This window comes from Streptomyces sp. NPDC101160 (genome assembly GCF_044768205.1).
Taxonomy (GTDB): domain Bacteria; phylum Actinomycetota; class Actinomycetes; order Streptomycetales; family Streptomycetaceae; genus Streptomyces.
Window position 1 is genome coordinate 277,943 of sequence record NZ_JBIWPJ010000004.1, and the last position, 19,389, is coordinate 297,331.

At 71.3% G+C, this 19,389-nt stretch carries 20 protein-coding genes; 2 read left to right on the forward strand and 18 right to left on the reverse strand.

Going from position 1 to position 19,389, the window contains the following annotated elements:
• Positions 1 to 76: 76 nt before the first annotated feature.
• The 6 genes from ACIRSU_RS14310 to ACIRSU_RS14335 form a co-directional block, all read right to left on the reverse strand.
• Positions 77 to 739, reverse strand: a complete 663-nt coding sequence (locus ACIRSU_RS14310) for a hypothetical protein (RefSeq protein ID WP_403791878.1) — start codon at positions 737 to 739, stop codon at positions 77 to 79.
• Positions 736 to 1,185, reverse strand: a complete 450-nt coding sequence (locus ACIRSU_RS14315) for a hypothetical protein (RefSeq protein WP_403791879.1) — start codon at positions 1,183 to 1,185, stop codon at positions 736 to 738. Before ACIRSU_RS14315 ends, ACIRSU_RS14310 begins: the two co-directional genes overlap by 4 nt.
• 20 nt (positions 1,186 to 1,205) lie before the next feature.
• Positions 1,206 to 3,629 carry a glycoside hydrolase domain-containing protein gene (locus ACIRSU_RS14320; protein ID WP_403791881.1) on the reverse strand — a complete coding sequence of 808 codons (2,424 nt, stop codon included), beginning with the start codon at positions 3,627 to 3,629 and terminating at the stop codon, positions 1,206 to 1,208.
• 321 nt (positions 3,630 to 3,950) lie between these two features.
• A complete protein-coding gene (locus tag ACIRSU_RS14325) occupies positions 3,951 to 4,193 on the reverse strand; it encodes a hypothetical protein (protein ID WP_403791882.1) in 243 nt (80 codons plus the stop codon).
• 160 nt (positions 4,194 to 4,353) lie between these two features.
• Complete coding sequence (locus ACIRSU_RS14330) at positions 4,354 to 5,265, reverse strand: CopD family protein (protein WP_403791884.1); 912 nt, start codon at positions 5,263 to 5,265, stop codon at positions 4,354 to 4,356.
• Positions 5,266 to 5,377: 112 nt separating this feature from the next.
• The gene (locus tag ACIRSU_RS14335; protein WP_403791885.1) at positions 5,378 to 5,602 is read right to left on the reverse strand and encodes an EF-hand domain-containing protein; all 225 of its coding nucleotides are present in this window, start codon (positions 5,600 to 5,602) and stop codon (positions 5,378 to 5,380) included.
• Between the two features lie 83 nt (positions 5,603 to 5,685).
• Between ACIRSU_RS14335 and ACIRSU_RS14340 the strand changes: the two genes are divergently transcribed.
• On the forward strand, positions 5,686 to 6,336 hold the full coding sequence (locus ACIRSU_RS14340; protein ID WP_403791887.1) for a GNAT family N-acetyltransferase: 651 nt from the start codon (positions 5,686 to 5,688) through the stop codon (positions 6,334 to 6,336).
• A gap of 44 nt (positions 6,337 to 6,380) precedes the next feature.
• Here ACIRSU_RS14340 and ACIRSU_RS14345 read toward each other — a convergent pair whose 3' ends face one another.
• The 11 genes from ACIRSU_RS14345 to ACIRSU_RS14395 all read right to left on the reverse strand — a co-directional run bounded on the left by ACIRSU_RS14345 (position 6,381) and on the right by ACIRSU_RS14395 (position 15,753).
• Positions 6,381 to 7,583, reverse strand: coding sequence for a YncE family protein (locus ACIRSU_RS14345; RefSeq protein WP_403791888.1), 1,203 nt, complete (start codon positions 7,581 to 7,583; stop codon positions 6,381 to 6,383).
• Positions 7,583 to 8,344 carry a polysaccharide deacetylase family protein gene (locus ACIRSU_RS14350; protein ID WP_403791890.1) on the reverse strand — a complete coding sequence of 254 codons (762 nt, stop codon included), beginning with the start codon at positions 8,342 to 8,344 and terminating at the stop codon, positions 7,583 to 7,585. The genes ACIRSU_RS14345 and ACIRSU_RS14350 overlap by 1 nt, the downstream gene beginning before the upstream one ends.
• 389 nt (positions 8,345 to 8,733) lie before the next feature.
• Positions 8,734 to 10,218: a radical SAM protein gene (locus tag ACIRSU_RS14355; RefSeq protein ID WP_403791891.1), complete on the reverse strand. Its 1,485-nt coding sequence runs from the start codon at positions 10,216 to 10,218 to the stop codon at positions 8,734 to 8,736.
• Entirely contained in the window at positions 10,211 to 10,459 is a 249-nt protein-coding gene (locus ACIRSU_RS14360; protein ID WP_403791892.1) for a DUF1843 domain-containing protein, read from the reverse strand. Before ACIRSU_RS14360 ends, ACIRSU_RS14355 begins: the two co-directional genes overlap by 8 nt.
• A 13-nt stretch (positions 10,460 to 10,472) precedes the next feature.
• The gene (locus ACIRSU_RS14365; RefSeq protein WP_403791894.1) at positions 10,473 to 10,949 is read right to left on the reverse strand and encodes a hypothetical protein; all 477 of its coding nucleotides are present in this window, start codon (positions 10,947 to 10,949) and stop codon (positions 10,473 to 10,475) included.
• On the reverse strand, positions 10,924 to 11,181 hold the full coding sequence (locus tag ACIRSU_RS14370; RefSeq protein ID WP_403791896.1) for an SET domain-containing protein-lysine N-methyltransferase: 258 nt from the start codon (positions 11,179 to 11,181) through the stop codon (positions 10,924 to 10,926). The genes ACIRSU_RS14365 and ACIRSU_RS14370 overlap by 26 nt, the downstream gene beginning before the upstream one ends.
• Before the next feature lie 10 nt (positions 11,182 to 11,191).
• A complete protein-coding gene (locus ACIRSU_RS14375) occupies positions 11,192 to 11,362 on the reverse strand; it encodes a hypothetical protein (protein ID WP_403791898.1) in 171 nt (56 codons plus the stop codon).
• A gap of 182 nt (positions 11,363 to 11,544) precedes the next feature.
• Complete coding sequence (locus ACIRSU_RS14380; protein ID WP_403791900.1) at positions 11,545 to 12,069, reverse strand: ATP-binding protein; 525 nt, start codon at positions 12,067 to 12,069, stop codon at positions 11,545 to 11,547.
• A 134-nt stretch (positions 12,070 to 12,203) separates the two neighbouring features.
• Complete coding sequence (locus tag ACIRSU_RS14385; protein ID WP_403791902.1) at positions 12,204 to 12,971, reverse strand: enoyl-CoA hydratase/isomerase family protein; 768 nt, start codon at positions 12,969 to 12,971, stop codon at positions 12,204 to 12,206.
• Positions 12,972 to 13,088: 117 nt separating this feature from the next.
• Positions 13,089 to 14,333, reverse strand: coding sequence for an Ig-like domain-containing protein (locus ACIRSU_RS14390; RefSeq protein ID WP_403791903.1), 1,245 nt, complete (start codon positions 14,331 to 14,333; stop codon positions 13,089 to 13,091).
• 193 nt (positions 14,334 to 14,526) lie between these two features.
• Entirely contained in the window at positions 14,527 to 15,753 is a 1,227-nt protein-coding gene (locus ACIRSU_RS14395; RefSeq protein WP_403791905.1) for an Ig-like domain-containing protein, read from the reverse strand.
• Between the two features lie 152 nt (positions 15,754 to 15,905).
• Between ACIRSU_RS14395 and glgX the strand changes: the two genes are divergently transcribed.
• Complete coding sequence (gene glgX, locus ACIRSU_RS14400) at positions 15,906 to 18,107, forward strand: glycogen debranching protein GlgX (RefSeq protein WP_403791907.1); 2,202 nt, start codon at positions 15,906 to 15,908, stop codon at positions 18,105 to 18,107.
• Here the strand turns inward: glgX and ACIRSU_RS14405 are convergent.
• On the reverse strand, positions 18,104 to 19,363 hold the full coding sequence (locus tag ACIRSU_RS14405) for a hypothetical protein (RefSeq protein WP_403791908.1): 1,260 nt from the start codon (positions 19,361 to 19,363) through the stop codon (positions 18,104 to 18,106). The genes glgX and ACIRSU_RS14405 overlap by 4 nt on opposite strands.
• Positions 19,364 to 19,389: the final 26 nt, after the last annotated feature.

Here is a 19,389-nt window from a genome sequence, read left to right on the forward strand (position 1 = left end):
TGATCGGCCGGGCGGAGAACGGGGGGTGTGCCGCGCTGTGCGGCACACCCCCCGTCGTACGCGTCGGGGGCGTCCGTTACGAGGCGCGCCCCGCGAACGCGCGGGCGGCCCGCCGGCGCGCGGGGTCGAACGCGTCGACCGCGCCCGCGCCCTCGTTGCCGGGACCGCTGTTCCAGCCGCCGATCTTGCGGGCGACGCCCTTCAGGCGCGGGTGGCCCGGCCTGACCGCGATCTCGAAGTGGGACTCCTTCGGCGTCGTGAAGTCGCCGCCCCAGGCGACGACGCCGTCGAGCTCGGTGAGGATGTCCCGGACGACGACCAGCTCGTTCGGGTAGAGGTTGCCCTTGGCGCCCACGGGGTACCACGTGGGGCGGATCGCGAGCGCGCTGCCGGACAGGTAGTTCGACTCGTACGGCTCCGTCACCGTGCGGTCGGCGGTCCAGCCGTGCACGTCGCCGGGGCGCAGCGTGTCGATCTCGTAGTGGAAGCGCCGGGCCACGTGCAGCAGGACGGTGGCGGCGTCGCCGTCGGCGAGCGACACGTGCTCGCCGCTGCCCTCGATGGCGTGGCTGCCGGCGTGGTCGAGGACGGACCAGCCGTTGCTGGACGTCGCCGGCTGCCATGTGCGGCTGTCGGCCAGGGCCGGGGCGGCCCCGCCGAACTCGACCAGCGTCGCGGCGACCGCGACACCGGAGGTGGCGCCGATGAAGCGGCGCCGTGAGAGACCGGTCAGGTTCATGACTGGTGCTCCTTTCTGGACGGGCTGACAAGACGTGCGAACGCGAACCGCAGCAGGACGGCGAGCGCGACCAGGGCGACGACGGCGAGGATCACCACGGTGGGGTTGACCCACGCGGGCACCAGGTCGTAGTCCGCGTTGCACTTGTTGTGCAGGGGGAAGAGCTTCGAGAACTCCTCGGTGTGCGCCTTCCGGTAGGCCTCGTCGTAGTTCTCGTGGCGCAGGTAGAGGCAGGTGTCGCGCACGTCGAGACCTCCGGTGAAGAGGCCCCAGACCCACGCCAGCAGACCGGCGCAGAGGGAGACGGAGAGGACGCGCGCCCACCACACGGGGCGCCGCCATCCGCCGTCCCGCAGTCCGCCGGCGATGCGGAAGAGGTTCCACAGGTTCCACAGCGTCCATACGACGACGAGGACGACGCCGAGGGGTACGAGGATGTGCTTCATGCTGCTGTTGTCGCCGATCGTTACCGGGCGGAGCGCGCCTGGGCGGCCTTGAGGTACTTCTCGTGGTTCGCCTTGTACCGCGTCAGGCTGCGCGTCTCCATGCCCATGCGGGCGAGCAGCGCGTCGACGAAGCCCTGCTCGAACCTCTGGAGCTTGTCGAAGCCGCCCGGGAGGTTCTGGTAGTCGGCGGGGAACGCCGCGCCGGCCCAGCCGATGAGGTACGCCTGGGCGACGGAGAGCGTTCCGTCCAGAGCGGTGAGGGCATTATGGGCGGAGGTCTTGCAGTCCGTGGCGTTGCCCCACCGCCCGGTGAAGTAGTTGTTGAAGCGGCGCAGACCGCCACCGCCGTTGTAGTGGGCCTTCATCGCGTCGACGATGTTCTTGCCGCCCCGCACTGCCTGGGCGAGCAGGTACCCGTCGGCGTCCTCGATGAGGTCGTTGAAGCCGAACGACGAGGAGACGCCGGGCACGCCGAGCCTGGCGTGGGCGAAGGCCAGCGGATCGGCGTACTGCTTCTCGGAGTTGCGCCAGTCGGCCCAGAACGTCATCAGGTCACCGGCCCAGCCGCCCACGTCACCACCGTTGGCGGACTTCTTGTTGTCCGGCTGGGCGGTCAGCAGATGGGCGTTGGCCGTGGCCATCATGTGCTCGGAGCCGAGCTGGTACCCGGTGAACGGGTCGGTGAAGAAGGGCGTGACGCTCATGCCCCTGGAGTTGCAGAAGTCGACGAACCCGCCGTCGTAGCCGCCGATGAGGTACCACCAGCCGAGCTTGTTGGCCGTGTCCTTGTTGCCGTACGCGGAGTGCCGGATGTACTCCATGACCAGCTGGCTCTGCTTCTGGCCGCTCGCGCCGTACTGGCCCGCCAGGTCGTACAGCTTCTGCACGTAGGCGATGAAGCCGTCCGCCGGCCCGCCCGACTGGTTGACCGAGGAGACGCCGGCGTCGAGCCCGGAGGCGACATCGTTGTCCAGGTCGAAGGTGTCGGTGCCGTTGGTGACCTTGAACTCCTTGATCTGGTTGAACGCCCAGTTCCGCGGGATGGGGAAGCCGAGGTTCCCGGAGAAGCCCCAGGACATGCCGGAGACGAAGGAGAACCGGGCGAACGTCTTGTCGCTGACGGTGCTGCAGACGTTCCGGGAGCCGTAGACACCGTGCGTGTACTTCTTGCCCTGGCTCGCGAGGGCCGCCTGCACGCCCTGGAAGTACGGCACGATCGCACTCGCGATCTCCTCGCTGGTCGCGTCGTAGTCGACGGCGAAGTAGATCGTGGTGCCCCGGTTGAAGCCGTAGCCCTCGGCGCACTTGTGGGCGTTCAGACCGTGCTGGTAGCCGGTGGTGTACGAGAAGTCCGACAGCTTGCGGGCGTTGTCCTGGTAGATCGGGAAGACCTTCAGCCCCGCGCGGAAGATGGTGTCCAGCTCGCCCGGCTTGATCTCCTTGTCCAGGGTCGAGCCGGGCGGGTCGAATATGTAGCGCCCGACGAACCGGTAGCCGTTGTCGTACAGCCACTTGGCGCGTGACGCGGTGATCTCGTACCGCGTGTCCGACGCGGTCGCCTTGCGGTCGGGATCACCCATGGACACCAGGAGCTGCGCCCATGTCTCGAAATCGCCGGTGCGGTTGTCGGCGAGCTTGTTGAACTTCTGGAACGCGCTGACCCAGTCGCCGAGCTTGCTGTCGAACGTGGAGCGCCACGTCGTGACGACGGGGTCGCCCTGGGCGTCGAAGGTCGGCGAGTTGAAGAGGCACGCCGCCGAGAACAGCTGGACGAAGACTCCCGAGGCGCCCTCGGAGAGGGTGTGGGACCGCAGTCCCGTCTGCGTCGCGGGGCCGAAGGCGCCGTTCGGCGCGGCGATGCCCAGCTCGTACTGGAGGGCGATCATCAGCGACTTCTGGACGTCGCGGGAGTAGATGCCGTCGCAGGGGCCGATGCTGTAGGCGTCCTTGTTCCAGTAGCGCCCGTTGAGCCACTGCTGGATGGTGCGGATGCCGTCGCTGCCGCCGGCCACGACGACATAGGCGTCCATGTTGAGCAGGGCCTTGGCGACCTTGGCGTTGATGACGCCGGCGCCGCCGATTCCCATGTCGGCGCGGAGCTTCGACACGGCGTCACGGGTGACGCCGGTGAACCAGCCCTCGCTCTTGGGCTCGACGGCCCAGTACCCCTTGCACCACATGGCGAACTCGAGGATCGCCACGATGTTGCGGTTCTTGTCCCAGCCGAAGCCGATGTCGCCGAGCGCGGCCAGCTTCGCGTAGGTGGTCGGGCCGAAGGAGGCCATGACCGGAGTGATGCCGAGTTCCTTCTGCAGGCCCATGATCAGGGAGTTCATGGTCCCCCAGCCCGTGCGGCCGTCCTCGGGACACCTGACGTATCCGGCGACGTCGCCGTATGTGGAGTTCACCCACTTCTGGGCCCGGAGAACTTGCTCGTCCGCCACAGCGCAGTCCTTTCGTACGTACTGGAGCGGACGTGCTGGTGTCGGCGCGGCGTGACGGCGCTTCCCCCGGTCGATGCGGGTCGGTCGGTCCCGCACAAGAAATCCGTGATCTCCGCCCCCGTTGGATGGATTTCCCGGATGCAAACTATCCACGCCCCGGTGGCCTGGACCAGTGATCTTCCGGCCACGGGTGCCCGTGTTGCGGTGATTGTCATCACGTGCCGGATCCGTGAACCGGCGGAACCGCCGGGGACCGCGGCTCGTCCGCGCACGCGAGACGGGCCGGCCCCGGAGGCTTCCCGGGGCCGGCCTGTCTCTCCGTCAGGCGCGGACCCAGAGGACGATGATGTCCTGGCGGGTGGAGCTGAAGGGCTCGCAGGTGAAGTTGGGGCCCCAGGTCCGGTAGCCGGCCTTCCCCGCGGCCTGGCAGTCGGCGTACGAGGCGTAGGAGCCCTGTGCGTAGTAGCCCGGACCCGGGCTGGCCTGGGCGGCGCCGGCCGCGCCGAGCGCGAGGGCTCCGGCGGTCACGGCGGTGGCGAGAGCGGCCGCTGTGCGACGGTACATGGCATGTCCTCCTGAAAACGCCGGGATGCCCCGGCGGAATACCTGACGATGCGATGTGGTGCGTTGTGTACCGGCTGCGCAGCCGGGGACGAACGTATCGTCACGGACACGCCCGCACAATAGGTCTAGGCCAATCCGCCGGAACCCGGCGAGCGGTGGCTCACCGGGGCAGCAGCCAGTGCGGGTCCGGCACCACCGTGAGCAGCGCGGAGACCAGCACCACCGCGGCGAGCACGCCGAGCTCCACGCGGGCCGGGGGCTGGGCGTCGGCGCCGCGGAGCATCCGGCGGCGGGCGGTGAGGGCGAGCAGCGCGGTGAGCCCGAAGAGGGCGAGCTTGACCAGCAGGACCCGGCCGTACGCGGTGCTGAACACGCCGTCGAGCGGCAGCCGGCGCAGCGTGGAGCAGGTGCCGGTGACGCAGAGGGCGCCGAAGACCCACGCGGCCGTCTTCGCGTAACGCATCAGCACGTCCGGGGCGCCGCCGCGCAGCCGCATGGTGCGCAGCACGTGGGACAGCGTGCCGAACCACAGCGAGGCGGCCGTCAGGTGCACGACGGTGAGGCCGACGCCGATGGCCGGGCTGTACGACTCGGGGTGGGCGCGCATCGCCTCGGCGCCCACGGCGGCGGCGAGCGGGAGCGCGGCGAGCGCCGGGCGGCGGCCGGCCGCGCAGACGGCGGCGAGGACGAAGGCGTTGGCCGTGACGAGGATCAGCCGGCCCTCGCGCAGCCCGTACACGGTGGTGAGCCCGAGTCCGCTGACGGCGGCGAGCAGGAGCAGCAGTCCCACGGAGGCCGCGCAGCCCAGGGTGGCGGCGGGCAGGAACCAGCGACGCGGCAGCGGGCCGTCTCCGGCGATGCGGACGCCGGCGAGTTCGCCGATGGTGACGGCGAAGGCGACGAGGACGAGGAGCCGCAGCAGGGTGATGGTGCCGGCGGCGGGAATCACCAGTTCGCCGGTGCCCGTCTGGGCGAGCCCGGCGCCGAGGAGCGCGAGGGCGAGGACGGCGGTCCCGGCGAGAACCGCTGCCGTCAGACGGGTCGGGGTGCCGAAGGATCCGGGGAGCGTCACCCCGTGATCGTCACCGGGGTCCGGACGGGCGGCAACTCACGTACGTACGCATGGTCGTACGCGGTCCGCGGGGGCTCGGCGGCCCCGTGCCCGCCCGTCCGCCGGACAGGCCTCAGGCCTGCTTGGCCTTGCTGAGGTGGGCCCAGAACTCCTCGAAGGTGAGCTTGCCGTCGCCGTTGCCGTCGCGCTGGGCGATGATCGCCTCGGCGACCGTCTCGGTCACGTTGAAGTCGCCCATCTCGGCCATGACGTGCTTGTACTCGGCGGCCGTGATGAAGCCGTCCCCGTCCACGTCGAACTTGTTGAATGCCGTGCGAGCCGACTCGATGTCCGCCACTGCTTCCGCCCCTTCATGGTGCTTCGGTACTTCGATGTAGGGGGCCAGATTAGCGGGGCGCCGCCGTGTCGCATGATGGGGGCATGAGCGCGGACACGGCCGGCACGGTGGCGGGGATCCTGGCGGCGGCGGCCCGGGGGGACTTCCCGGCGCCGGACGGGTCGACGACGATCCTGCCGCAGCCGAACGGCCGCGACGCGGGCGTGCTGTCGTTCACGGCGCACTCGGTGGTGCTCCTCGACGAGGACCCGGAGTGGATCCGCGCCGAGCTGGCCGCGGCGTCCGCGGACCCGCTGGTGGCGAGCATGACCCCGGGCTTCCTGACCGCGCTGACGGCCCGCACCGGCCGGTACATGAACACCATCGACCTGATGACGGTCGCGGACGCGCTGCCGGGTGACCCCGAGATCGAGCTGCGGGAGATCGACGACCAGGAGCATCCGCGGGTGGCGCGGGCCCTGAAGTACCGCGACGGCGTACGGGTGTGGGTCACCGACGGCGGTCTGGTGACCCTGGGCCGGGGCGTGGCGGGCCGGACGGAGGTCGCGGTCGAGGTCGACGAGGACGTCCGCCACCGCGGCCTCGGCCGCGCCCTGGCGACCGCGGCGCGCCATCTCACCCCCGACCCGGTGGTCTGGGCCCAGGTCTCCCCCGGCAACGCCCGCAGCGTCCGCACGTTCCAGGCGGCGGGCTACCGCACGGTCGGGGCCGAGGCCCTGCTGGTGGCCCGCTAGGGGGTGTCCGGCCCTGATCCGTCCGCGGGGCGGCCCTGGGGGCCCTAGCGGAAGATGCCGGTGTGCCCGAGCGAGTAGCGGCCGGGCTGCGGGTACACCGCCAGGCCGTGCGGGCCGCTGCCGACCGGGATGCGGGCCAGCTGCTTGCCGCTCGTCGTGTCGATCGCGTACACCTCGGAGTCGTAGCGGCCGGAGAGCCACAGCACCTTGCCGTCGGCGGAGACGCCGCCCATGTCCGGGGAGCCGCCGTCGGGGAGCCACCACTTCTTGGTGAGCTTGTTCTTGGTGAAGTCGAAGACGGAGACGGAGCCCTCGCCGCGGTTGGAGACGTACATCTCCCTGGAGTCGCGGGAGACGTAGAGGCCGTGGCAGCCCTTGCCGGTGGGCAGCAGTGTCGGGGTGGTGAACCGGTCGCCGTCGAGGACCCACATGCCGTGGGCCATCATGTCGGCGACGTAGAAGGTCTTGCCGTCCGGGGAGATCTTCACGTCCTGCGGCATGGCGCCCTGGAAGGGCAGTTTCTGCTGGCCGACGACCTCCATCTTCTCGGTGTCGACCTTGAGCAGCTCGCCGGAGAACTCGCAGGAGACGATGAAGTAGCGCCCGTCGGCGGAGAAGTCCGCGTGGTTGACGCCGTAGCAGCTGACGGGGACGGTCTTCTTCCGCTCCATGGTGTGCGGGTCGCGGAAGACGAGCTCGCGGTCGAGCGAGGCCATGACGACGGCGTACCGGCCGTTCGGGGTGAAGTACAGGTTGTACGGGTCGTGGACCTCGACGGGTTTGCCGGCGGCGCCGGTGGCCGGGTCGATGGGGGTGAGGGTGTGGCCGCGGTCGTTGTTGACCCAGAGGGTCTTCATGTCCCAGGAGGGGACGACGTGCTGCGGCTGGTTGCCGACCGGGATGGTCTCGATGACCTTGTAGGTGGCCGGGTCGATGACGGAGACCGTGTTGGAGTTGGTGTTGGGGACGTAGACCCGGGACGGGAAGTTCTTGACGACCGGCGAGAGCGCGTTCGGCCGGTCGGCGGCGTAGACGTCGTCGGCCTTGAGCAGCGGCGGCATGCCGGGCAGCCCGGTGGGGACGGGGGCCCGCTTCTTCGGTGCGGCGGGGAGCGCGCCGGCCTCCTTGGTGCCGCCGGTGCGCGGGGTCGCCGGGTGGGGGCTGCCGCAGCCGGCGAGGCCGGCGCCGAGGGCGAGCAGCAGGGCGGCGGCGCCCAGGTTCCTGGTACGAGTCGTGAGGTTCGGCATCAGCTCAGCAGCTCCGTGGTGGTCACCGCGCGCAGGCCGCGGCGGTCGAGGTCGGCGAGGAGGAGGGGCAGCGCGGCGACGGTGTCCGGGTAGCCGAAGTGCAGGCTCACGACGGAGCCGGCCCGGATCCGGCCGGTGACGTTGGCGACGACGGCCGCCGGTCCCGGCCGGGTGAAGTCGAGCGAGTCGACGTCGTACGAGAGGACGTGCGGGTAGCCGGCGCGGCGGGCGGCCCGCTGGACGACGGCGCCGGCGTGCTGGGTGCGGGAGGGCCGGAACCAGGTGCCGATGGAGCCGGTGAGGCGGCGCAGCCGGCGGGCGCAGCCCTCGATCTCGGCGTGGGCGTCGGTCTCGTTCATCGCGTTGATGTCGATGTGGCGCTGGGTGTGGTTGCCGAGGTCGTGGCCGCCGTCCAGGATGCGCCGCGCCATCTCGGGGTGCCGGTCGAGCCACTCGCCGACGGCGAGGACGGTGAGGTGCGCGCCGGCGTGCTCGGCCCGGTCGAGGATCGCCCGGGCGAGGGCGGGGTCGCCCTGGCCGTGGAAGGTGAGGGCGACCCGGGGGCGGTCGGGCGGGCCGGCGGCGATCTCGGTGGGGCGGCCCGGGTAGCGGCGGGGCGCCGGGGCGGCGACGGGGGCCGCGGGCGCGGGGCTGTGCGGGCCGGGTTCGGGGCGCGGCTCCGTACCGCAGGCGGTGGCGAGGGCTCCCGCGAGGGCGGTGGCCGCGCCGGCCCGGAGGGCACCGCGGCGGTCGGTCGGCATCACGGGCACTATTTAAAGGCTGTTAAGCCCGAAAGATAACGATTGGGCCGATTCAGGACGTTTGCGGGTCGCGATCAGCCGTCCACTATGCGGACGAGCCGGGGAAACACCCGATGAACCCCATACTTATTCATCGTTTACAAGGCAGGTGCTCTAGGTCACCAACGATTCATCGACGATGAATCCAGGTATGTCCAGATATGACCCGGTACGGACTTTTGGCACCGAGGCCACCTGTCTGCCATAGTCGATGACACGACCCCCATTGACCCGGGCCAGGTCGACATAGCTGCCGTGGGCGACACCCCCCCCTAGCCCACGGCGCACCACACGTAAGCCCCCAAACGCCTCACCAGGGCAGACGGGGGCTTTCGTGCGTCTGAGGCCGTTCAGTCCCGCTCCGGGGCGCGCATGATCCGCGTCAGCCGGGCCGAGGCACGCCGGGCGTCGCCCAGCGCGCGCCCGTACTCCGGGGCGCGCGCCGGGGCATCCGTACCGCAGTGCGGGCACACCTCGGTGCCGGAGAACACGTAGCAGTCGCATCCACGACACGACACGAGCGAGCGCAGCCGCGGGTCGGCATGCGCCCGCACGGGCCTGGGCGCCGGCCCGTGCGCCTCCGGCGTCGCAACGGGCCGGCCGGCATCCGGATCGAGCTCCGGGCCGGCATCCGGGTCGGGCTCCACCACGACGGCGAACCGGCCGTGGTCGAACGACGTCCCCGGGGCCGGGAGCTCCTGGACCACCCGTTCGCGCTTGCCCTGCTTGCGCAGCTCCAGCGCCCGGTGGTGGCAGTACGGGTTGTTCCCCGGCCGGCCCAGCAGGGAGTGCGAGGTCCAGGTGCAGCCGCCCTCGCAGACGTCCGCGTAGTAGCAGCCGGCGCAGAAGCCCCACAGCTCCCGGGCCCGGCTCTCGCGGGCGAACGACAGCTCGGGGGCGGACGCCCACAGCTCGGCGATGCGGGCGTCGCGCACGTTGCCGCCCGCGTAGGCCGTGGTGGGAAGCGACGGGCAGCCCTTGATCGTCCCGTCGGCCTCGATGCCCAGCACGTTGCGGCCGGCGAAGCAGCCGGCCCAGTGCGTGGCCTCGGCGCCGTTGCCGCGCAGCTGCGCCTCGTACGGGCCGAAGTACCCGATGTTGTTGCCCGGTTGCAGCAGCAGCCCGCCGGCCAGGCCCGCCGTGTGGAGCTCGGCGAGCAGCGGCATCAGCTCGATCATCTGGTACGGCTGCATCAGGAGCTCGTGATGGTCGGCGGCCCGGCCCATCGCGACGGTGAGCTGCACCTGCCAGTTGCTCACCCCGAGCGCGAGGAACTCCCCGAGCAGGTCCCGCAGGTGGGGGATGACGGCGGCGGTGATCTGCGTGTTGACGCTCGTCCTGATCCCGTGCGCGCGCAGCCTGCCGAGCGCGCCGACGGCTGCGTCGAACGAGCCGGGGCGCCCCCGCAGGTGGTCGTGGAGCGCGGCCGGCCCGTCGACCGAGACGCCGCAGGCGACCAGCCCGGCCTCCGCGGCCCGGGCGATCCGGGCGTCGGTGAGCTGCCAGGCACCGGTCTGCAGGGTGCACTGCATCCCTGCGTCGGAGACGGCCCGGACGATCTCCAGCCAGTCCGCGCGCAGGTACGCCTCGCCGCCGATCAGGGTGACCTCGCGGGTGCCCATCGTGTGGAGTTGCCGGACGACCTCCAGGCACTCCTGTGTCGTCAGCTCCTCGGGGCGCTTGGCGCCGGCCCGGGACCCGCAGTGCCGGCACTTCAGGTTGCAGGCCAGGGTCAGTTCCCACACGGCGTGCACGAGCTGGTGCTCGCGCACGTCACGGGTGCTCAGATACCGCCGGGGCGCCCCGCCGTCCGGATCCGGACCCGGCTCATCCATCCGCTCCACCCGCTCGGTCCAAGCGGGTGATCGCCGCCTCCAGGGCGTCCAGCGCCTGCTTCACCTCGCCGTGCCGGTCGGGTCCGACGGGTGCGAAGTCGACGCCGTACAGGGCCCGTCTGGCCGCCTCGGCGACCGCCTTCATGTGCTGCAGGTCGTTGCCGGCGATCGCGTCGTGGATCGGCGGTCCGTACGGAGGACGAGGGTGCACGCCGGGGGCCTCTTCCCCGCTTGCGGTCATGTCGCTCTCCCTTTCAGGCGTACGCGTACGAGCTCGACGAGTACTCGGAGTACTCGCCGCCGCCCCCGTTGAGCTGGCCCAGGGGCAGGTCCTGGTCGCAGTTGGCGCACAGCACGGGGCGGCCGCCGTCCGTGCCGCGGACGGTGACCCAGGCGGCCTCGGCGTCGGTGAGCACGGCCCGCACCTGGGCGCGGTCGTGCTGCTTGGCGTCGACCGCCGTCTTGACGAAGTCCAGGAAGGTGGTGGCGCGGCCGCAGTAGGAGCAGGTGTGGTCCACGACCCGGAACGGCCCTCGCAGGGAGGAGGGGGAGGCGTCCAGGTAGTCGGCCAGTTCCTGGACCTCTTCGTCGCTCATGGGACGGAGGGACGCCGGGGTGTCGAGCGGAAGCCGCTCGATGACTCCGGCCTCGACCTCGAACGTCCTCGTCCGTTCGGGCCTGTCCTGCAGCATCCGCACGATGTCGTCATAGCCGAGCTTCTCGGTCTTCACGGGTGGAACCTCCTCCTGCGGCCGTCCGGGCCTGTTGTTCGGCAGAGAACTCGCTGCCGTAGTACATGAGGATCTCCTCGCCGGGAGCGATGTCCCGGCGGGCCTCGACTTCCATCACGGCGGCCGCCCGGTCCACGGACCAGTTCGCGTTGGGGCCGTCGGCGTGGTTGTACAGGGCGCCGTACCCCAGGGGCAGCGCCACTCTCAGGGGTCGGGTCGAAAGGGTGACCACATGCTCGACTTCAGGAACCGCATCCGGTCGGGGTCGCGAAAGGCCACGGGACCTGTTCGTCGGTGGGGTCGATCGCGACGCCCTTCGTGCCGACCAGAACGCCGAACCCGAACGGGAGCGGCGTGGTCCGTTCGGCGCGCATCGGGTCTTCCTCCGGCGCGTCCTCGTCGGCCACCATCATGGGCGTCATCGGGGGATTGCCCCCGATGCAGAAGCTGCATCCGGTCATCGCTGACTCACTCCTCGCTCGTCCTCCGCCCATTGAGGCACAGGCCGTGGCGGCGTGCGCGGCCACGAAGCCGAACGGAGTCAGGGCAGGGTGACGCACCTCCGGGCGGGTCTCCGATGCCCGTGGGACAGGACCTAGCGATCCAGAACCCGCATCTCGAACCAGGTGGTCTTGCCGCGCGGCGCCAGGTCGACCCCCCAGCGGTCGGAGAGCTTGTCGACGAGGAAGAGGCCGCGGCCGCTGGTGTCCAGCTCGTGCACCGGCATCAGACAGGGCAGCCCGCGCGAGGGGTCGCGGACCTCGATCCGGATCCAGCCGCGGCGGCGCAGCATCCGCAGCGCGAAGACCCGGGCCCCGGTGTGCCGGACCGCGTTGCCGACGAGTTCGGAGACGAGCAGCACCGCGTGCTCGGCGATCTGCGGGTTCAGCTTCCAGTGGCGCAGCACCACCCACTGGGTGAGCCGGCGGGCGACCGCGGCGGACTCGGGGCGGGACGGCAGCCGGACGTCCTCCTCGGCCGGGTTGCCGTACGTCGCCAGCGCCTCGGTCGCCAAGTCCTGCGCGTCCGGGGCCGGTTCCTCCTCGGCGCCCGGCACCCACCGTGCGGCGGTCGCACCGCCACGCTGCCGCGGTTGTTCCGTACCCTCCAGGCCCGCCATGCCCCCATCATGGCCGCACGGAGCCGCCCGCGGGGCCGTTCCGGGGGAATCGATCCCCCGGAATCGACAATTCCACGAGACTGACGGAGGCATATGCCAAAGTCAGTCGAAAGACCGTCCCAAGACGGTCGGGCTCAGACGAACTTGGCCTTGCCCGGACCCTCCTCGACGAAGCTGCGCATCCCGCGCTCCCGGTCCTCCGTCGCGAACAGCCCCGCGAACCAGGTGCGTTCGATGGCGAGGCCGGTGTCGATGTCCGCCTCCAGACCCTGGTCGATCGCCTCCTTGGCGGCCCGCAGCGCGACGGCCGGGCCCTGGGCGAGCTTCGCGGCCCAGGCGTGCGCCTGCTCGTACACCTCGGCGGCCGGGACGACCCGGTCGACCAGGCCGAGCTGGAGCGCCTCGTCGGCCTTCACCATGCGGCCGGTGAAGATGAGGTCCTTGGCCTTCGAGGGGCCGATGAGGCGGGAGAGCCGCTGGGTGCCGCCGGCGCCCGGGATGAGGCCGAGCAGGATCTCGGGCTGGCCGAGCTTGGCGTTGTCCGCCGCGATCCGGTAGTCGGCGCACAGCGCCAGCTCGCAGCCGCCGCCCAGCGCGTAGCCTGTGACGGCCGCGACGACGGGCTTCGGGACGCGGGCGATCGCCGTGAAGGAGTCCTGCAGCGCGCGGGACCGCTTGACCATGGCCACGTGGTCCATGACCTGCATCTCCTTGATGTCCGCGCCGGCCGCGAACACCTTCTCGCCGCCGTAGAGGACGACCGCGCGGACGTCGTCGCGGTCGGTCACCTCCTGGGCCAGCTCGCGCAGCCGGTCCTGGGTGGCGATGTCCAGGGCGTTCATCGGAGGACGGTCGAGGCGGATCGTGCCGACGCCTTCGGCGACTTCGAGGTTCACAGTCATGGTCCGAAGGTTAGCCGCCGTTAACGGGAAGGGCCCCGGTGCGGTCGGGGGTTTGGGGGTATCCCCCGAAAAGTCCCGTACAGCACCGGGGCCCTGTCGGCTCGTTCGGGACGAGGCTTACGCCTTCCACTCCGACCAGGACATGTTCCAGCCGTTGAGGCCGTTGTCCGGCTGGATCTGCTTGTCCTTCGAGTTCTTCACGATGACGACGTCACCGATGAGCGAGCGGTCGTAGAACCAGGCCGCCGGGGTCGAGCTGTCACCCGCGCCGCGGGCGTCGCGCAGACCGACGCAGCCGTGGCTGGTGTTGGTGTTGCCGAAGATGCCCGGGGAACCCCAGTAGTTGCCGTGCACGAAGGTGCCGGAGCTGGACAGGCGCATCGCGTGCGGCACGTCCTTGATGTCGTACTCGCCGCCGAAGCCCACGGTGGCGCCGTTCATGCGGGTCACCTTGTACTTCTCGCTGATGACCATCTGGCCGTTGTACGTCGTCGTGGACGGCGCGCCCGCACTGATCGGGATGGTCTTGATGATCTTGCCGTCGCGCTCGACCTTCATGGTGTGCGCGGAGGCGTCCACCGTGGAGACCTGGCGGCGGCCGATGGTGAAGGAGAAGGTCTTCTTCTGCTTGCCGTAGACGCCCGGCCGGCCCTCGACGCCGTCGAGGTTGAGCTGCACGGTCACCTTGGTGCCGGCGGCCCAGTAGTTCTCCGGACGGAAGTCGAGGCGGTCGTTGCCGAACCAGTGGCCCTCGATCGGCACGGACGGCACGGCCGTCACCTTGATGGCGCGCTCCACGGCCTCCGGGTCGGTGATGCCCCGGGTGAAGTTGATGGAGACCGGCATGCCGACGCCGACGGTCTCGCCGTTCTCCGGCGTGTAGTGGCCGATGAAGGTGTTCTTCGGGACGAGCGTGGTGAAGGTGGTGTCCTTCGCCGACTCACGGCCGTCGGAGTCCTGGGCGATCGCGTGCACCTTGTACTGGGTGCTCGCGGACAGGTGCGAGGTCGGCTCCCAGCTGGCACCGTCGGCGGAGATCTTGCCGTCGACCTTGTTGCCCTCGGAGTCGGCGACCGTGACCGTGGTCAGCTTGCCCTGGTCGGCCGTCACCTTCAGCGCGCCGCTGGTGGCGACGGAGTCCGCGCCGTCCTTCGGGGCGACGTTGACGACCGCCTGCGAGGCCGCGTTCTCCTGCTTGCCGCCGGCGCTGCCCGCCGGGTCCTGGCTCCCCTTGCCGCCGCCGGTGGCACCGCCGCCGCACGCCGTCAGGACGAGGAGCAGCGTCCCCGTCGCCAGGGCGCCCAGGCGGGCGCTGCGCCGCCGTCGTCCCGCGGTCGCCCCGGATATCGGCTGCCCGTTCACTATGGATCTCTCCCCTCGCACGACCCGGCACTGCCAGGGCCCCACCCCCGTGCGCATCCTTCCGCGCACACGGCGTTAGATAATCACACCGTGGGACACGAAAGTTCCTCGTGAATGTCACCGTTCAGTCGCAGTTGGCGTGGTAGAGCGGAAGCCGCCCCCTCAGTTCGGCGCCGAACCGCCGGAGAAAGCCTCAGCTCAGGGCCGAGCCCTCCTTCCAGCGGCTCCACTCCACGTTCCAGCCGCCGAGCCCGTTGTCCGGGGCGACCTGCTTGTCGCGCGAGTTGACGACCTCGATCACGTCGCCGATCAGCGTCCGGTCGAAGAACCAGCCGGCCGGGGTGTCCGCGCCGCCGCCCTTCACGTCCCGCAGGCCGACGCAGCCGTGGCTGACGTTCGCCGAGCCGAAGGTGTCCGCCGAGGCCCAGTAGTTGCCGTGCAGGAAGGTGCCCGAGTCGGTGAGCCGCATCGCGTGCGGCACGTCCTTGATGTCGTACTCGCCGCCGAAGCCGACCGTCCGCCCGTCCATCCGCGTCACGTCGAACAGCTCCGTGACCACCATCTTCCCGTTGTACGTGGTGGTCTTCGGCGCGCCCGCGGTGATCGGCAGCGTGGTGAGCGGCTCGCCGTCGCGCACGATGTCCATCGTGTGCTTCTCGGCGTCGACGCGGGAGACCTGCGAGCGGCCGACGGTGAAGCCGACGGTCTTGCGCTGGATCCCGTAGACGCCCGGCGCGCCCTCGACGTCGCGCAGCCGGAGGTCGACGGTGACCCGGGTGCCCGGCTGCCAGTACGCGGCGGGACGGAAGTCGAGCCGGTCCTTGCCGAACCAGTGGCCGACGACCTCCACGGGCGGGTCGGAGGTCACGCTGATGGCCCGCTCGACCTCGGCGCGGTTCTCGATCTCCCGGTTGAAGGAGAAGGAGACGATCATGCCGACGCCGACCGTGGAGCGGTTCTCCGGCTTGAAGTAGCCGATGAAGCGGTGCTCGGGGACGACGGTGGTGAAGGTGGTGTGCCGGGCCGAGCGGCGGCCGTACCCGTCCAGGGCGACCGCGTCGACGCTGTACTTGGCGGCGAGCGTGAGCCGGGTGCCGGGCCGGGGCCGCCAGTGCATCCCGTCCGTGGAGATCTCCCCCGCGAGCTCGGTGCGCTGCGCGTCCTCCACCTGGACCACCGTCACCCGCTCGAGGCGTCCGCTGTCGACCGAGATCTCCACCGGGTCCCCGGCGAGCACCCCGCGGCTGCCGTCCTCCGGGCTCACCCGGATCACATCGCCCGGCGCCCGGGCCTTTCCGGGCAGGGGCCCGTCGAACAGGCCGCCGCCCCCGCCGCCGTCCGTTCCGCTGCAGCCCGCGAGGCCCGCGAGCAGGCCCGCCACGGCGAGCGCGAGCCCCGCCCGCTTCATCACATGTCTCACGCCCGGCCCAACGACGGCGCCCCTCCAGGGGAAACGTGCGTGCGCGGCATGTTGGGAGCGGGGCCGACCGGGCAGAACAGTCGGGAGGACGTACGGGGAGCCGCGGCCGGGACGCCGCCCTGCGCCGTACGAGAGCCGCGGGAGGCCGGACGGTGTCGAGCGCAGCCGAGCAGGAGGCGGTACGTCAGCGTGCCCACGAGCCACGGGTGCCGGTGGTGTGGCCGGGGGCGCCGACGCCGCTGGGCGCCCGGGTCCGGGTCGGACCGGACGGGGTCATGGGCACCAACTTCGCGCTGTGGGCGGGCGGGGCGGAGGCGGTGGAGCTGTGTCTGTTCGCGCCGGACGGCACGGAGACCCGGCTGCCGCTGACCGAGCTGACCCATGAGATCTGGCACGGCTTCGTGCCCGGCATCGGCCCCGGGCAGCGGTACGGCTACCGGGTGCACGGCCGCTGGGACCCGTGGACCGGAGCCCGCTGGAACCCGGCGAAGCTGCTCCTCGACCCGTACGCGCGGGCCGTCGACGGCGACTTCACGCTGCCGCCGGAGGTGTACGGCCACGTCCGCGACTGGCCGCAGCAGCATGTCGCCGACACCGTCCGCGACGAGCGGGACTCCGCCCCGTACGTACCCAAGGGCGTCGTCGTCCAGGACGACGACGACTGGTCCGACGACCGCCGGCCCAAGACGCCCTGGCCGGACTCGGTCATCTACGAGCTGCACGTCCGCGGCTTCACCATGCGCCACCCGGGCATCCCCGAGCACCTGCGCGGCACCTACGCGGGCCTCGCGCACCCGGCGGCCGTCGAGCACCTCGTACGGCTCGGGGTGACGGCGGTCGAGCTCCTGCCCGTGCACCAGTTCGCGCACGAGGACCATCTGCTGCGGCGCGGGCTGTCCAACTACTGGGGCTACAACTCGATCGGCTACTTCGCCCCGCACGCCGGCTACTCCTCGTCCGGCACCACCGGGCAGCAGGTCGGCGAGTTCAAGCGGATGGTGCGGGCGCTGCACGCGGCCGGGATCGAGGTGATCCTCGACGTCGTCTACAACCACACCGCGGAGGCCGGGGAGCTCGGCCCCACGCTGTCCCTGAAGGGCATCGACAACCGCGGCTACTACCGGCTCCAGTCGGACGCCCGCCGCTACGCCGACTACACCGGCTGCGGCAACACCCTGCACGTGGTGCAGCCGCAGGTGCTGCGGCTCATCACCGACAGCCTGCGCTACTGGGTCACAGAGATGGGCGTGGACGGCTTCCGCTTCGACCTCGCCGCGGCGCTCGCGCGCTCGATGCACGACGTCGACATGCTCTCGCCGTTCCTCGCGGTCATCGCCCAGGACCCGGTGCTGCGCCGGGTGAAGCTGATCGCCGAGCCGTGGGACGTCGGCAACGGCGGCTACCAGGTGGGCGCCTTCCCGCCGCTGTGGACCGAGTGGAACGACCGCTACCGCGACGCGGTCCGGGACTTCTGGCGCGGCGCGCTGCCGGACGTGCGCGACCTCGGCTACCGGCTCTCCGGCTCCAGCGACCTGTACGCGTGGGGCGGCCGGCGCCCGTACGCCTCGGTCAACTTCGTCACCGCGCACGACGGCTTCACGCTCCGCGACCTCGTCACGTACGAACGCAAGCACAACGAGGCCAACGGCGAGGGCAACCGGGACGGCACCCACGACAACCGGTCCTGGAACTGTGGCGTGGAGGGCGAGACCGACGACCCGGCGGTGGGCGCCCTGCGCCGCCGCCAGTCCCGCAACCTGCTGACCACGCTGCTGCTCTCCACCGGCGTGCCGATGCTGGTCGCGGGCGACGAGATGGGCCGCACCCAGGGCGGCAACAACAACGCCTACTGCCAGGACAACGAGATCGGCTGGCTCGACTGGACGCTGCCCGAGGAACCGGGCCGCGCCCAGCTCCTCGCGCTGACCCGGCGGCTGCTCGCGCTGCGGCACCGGCATCCGGTGCTGCGCCGCGGCGCCTTCTTCTCCGGCCGGCCGCAGGGCGCGGACGGGCTGCGGGACCTGGCCTGGTTCACCACCGAGGGCACCGAGATGACCGAGCGGGACTGGTACGCGCCCGCCGCCACGCTCGGCCTGTACCTGTCGGGCCGTGACATACCGGGCCGGGACGCCCGCGGCGAGCAGGTCCTCGACGACAGCTTCCTCGCGGTGCTGCACGCCGGACCGCGCCCGGTGCGCTTCCGGCTGCCGGGCCCGCCGTGGGCGGAGTCGTACGAACTGGTCGTCGACACCGCCCTGGAGGACCAGTCCGGCCCGCCGGGCACGGTGCACCCGGGCGGGGAGAGGCTCACGGTGGCGGAGCGGTCGGTGGTGCTGCTGCGGGTGAGGAGCTAGACCCGGCCGGAGGTCACGACGTAGCAGGTGAAGTCGCCCTCGATGTCGACGTCCGGTCCGGTGTAGGAGGAGCTGGAGGAGCCGGCGCCGTAGGTGTAGTACGTGCCGGCCGGACGCGCGTCGCGCACCCAGGCGGCCGGCGCGGAGTCGAACCTGCTGCCGCAGCGCTCGCCGGCCTTCTTGTCGGCGACGCCGGTCGGGTTGCCCTCGATGCTCTCCTTGATCTTCACCTGGCCGAAGACCCGCAGGTCGGCGTCGCTCCCGCAGGGGACGGCGCGGACCAGGTCGAGGCTGCCGGCGAGGCCGGTGTCGGCGGAGCCGCAGGCGCCGGGCCTCAGCGCATGGAGCGGGGTGAGGGCCTTCTCGGCGTCCTCCAGTCTGCCGCTCTTCCCGGCGGCCGGGGCGGGGACGGTGGTGCTGCCGAGGCCGGTGAGGACGTAGTCGGCCTTGAGGGAGGTGACGCCCTTGAGGACGCCGTCCTGGTGCAGCGGCTTCAGCAGGGGCGTGTAGTCGGCGCTGGCACGGAGGAGCCGGCCCTGACCGTCGAGGACGACGGTCAGCGCGATGCTCTCGCTGCTGTTGCCGTACGTCGACGAGGCCGCGAGGCTCGTCGGCAGGGCATCGTTGGCTGTCTGCGAGGGGATGCTCAGTGCGTAGGTGCGGCTGCCGTCGGCGCCCTTGACGGGCTGTTTCTTGGCGTAGGAGTTACGCACCACCTCGGCGAGGGTCCCGCCGAACGGGGCGGCGTCACCGGCCCGCGCGAGGACGGGGCCGAAGTGGTCGACGACGTCCATGGAGGCCTGCGAGGAGTAGCGCAGCCAGCCGCCCTGCCGAGTCCGGTAGTCGACGTGGTTGCCCTTGATCTCGTACGCCTCGGCCACCGGCTTCCCGCCGGGCCGGCCGCCGAGGTCGGTGGCGGCGTCCTCGGGAAAGCGGCGCGGGATGTCGAGGACGCGCTCGGCCTGGGCGGTGTCCTTCGCGTAGTCCTGCGTGCCGGTCGTGCGGTCCACCGCCGTGCCCTTGGCGGAGCCGTAGCTGAGCGTCCAGGTGAAGGCGGACGAGCCGGCCGCTGTGGTCGCCCGGGTGGCCGCCGCGAGCTGGCCGTCGAGCCGTCCGTCGAAGACCGGCGTCCCCGAGGGTGACGGGCTCGCCTTGGCGTCCCCGGTGCCCCCGGACTGGCACGCCGAGAGCGCCGTCAGCAGCAGCGGCAGCAGAGCGGCCGCGGCACCCTTCCGAAGACTGTGTGTGGTTCCCACCCTTGTGTTCCTCATTCCCACCCCAG

What these genes read in the sequence shown, in the direction of transcription:
- ACIRSU_RS14310 (WP_403791878.1), bottom strand. Translation starts at nt 739, where the DNA reads ATGAACCTGACCGGTCTCTCACGGCGCCGCTTCATCGGCGCCACCTCC.
- ACIRSU_RS14315 (WP_403791879.1), bottom strand. Translation starts at nt 1,185, where the DNA reads ATGAAGCACATCCTCGTACCCCTCGGCGTCGTCCTCGTCGTCGTATGG.
- ACIRSU_RS14325 (WP_403791882.1), bottom strand. Translation starts at nt 4,193, where the DNA reads ATGTACCGTCGCACAGCGGCCGCTCTCGCCACCGCCGTGACCGCCGGA.
- ACIRSU_RS14340 (WP_403791887.1), top strand. Translation starts at nt 5,686, where the DNA reads ATGAGCGCGGACACGGCCGGCACGGTGGCGGGGATCCTGGCGGCGGCG.
- ACIRSU_RS14345 (WP_403791888.1), bottom strand. Translation starts at nt 7,583, where the DNA reads ATGCCGAACCTCACGACTCGTACCAGGAACCTGGGCGCCGCCGCCCTG.
- ACIRSU_RS14350 (WP_403791890.1), bottom strand. Translation starts at nt 8,344, where the DNA reads ATGCCGACCGACCGCCGCGGTGCCCTCCGGGCCGGCGCGGCCACCGCC.
- ACIRSU_RS14355 (WP_403791891.1), bottom strand. Translation starts at nt 10,218, where the DNA reads ATGGATGAGCCGGGTCCGGATCCGGACGGCGGGGCGCCCCGGCGGTAT.
- ACIRSU_RS14360 (WP_403791892.1), bottom strand. Translation starts at nt 10,459, where the DNA reads ATGACCGCAAGCGGGGAAGAGGCCCCCGGCGTGCACCCTCGTCCTCCG.
- ACIRSU_RS14375 (WP_403791898.1), bottom strand. Translation starts at nt 11,362, where the DNA reads ATGATGGTGGCCGACGAGGACGCGCCGGAGGAAGACCCGATGCGCGCC.
- ACIRSU_RS14380 (WP_403791900.1), bottom strand. Translation starts at nt 12,069, where the DNA reads ATGGCGGGCCTGGAGGGTACGGAACAACCGCGGCAGCGTGGCGGTGCG.
- ACIRSU_RS14385 (WP_403791902.1), bottom strand. Translation starts at nt 12,971, where the DNA reads ATGACTGTGAACCTCGAAGTCGCCGAAGGCGTCGGCACGATCCGCCTC.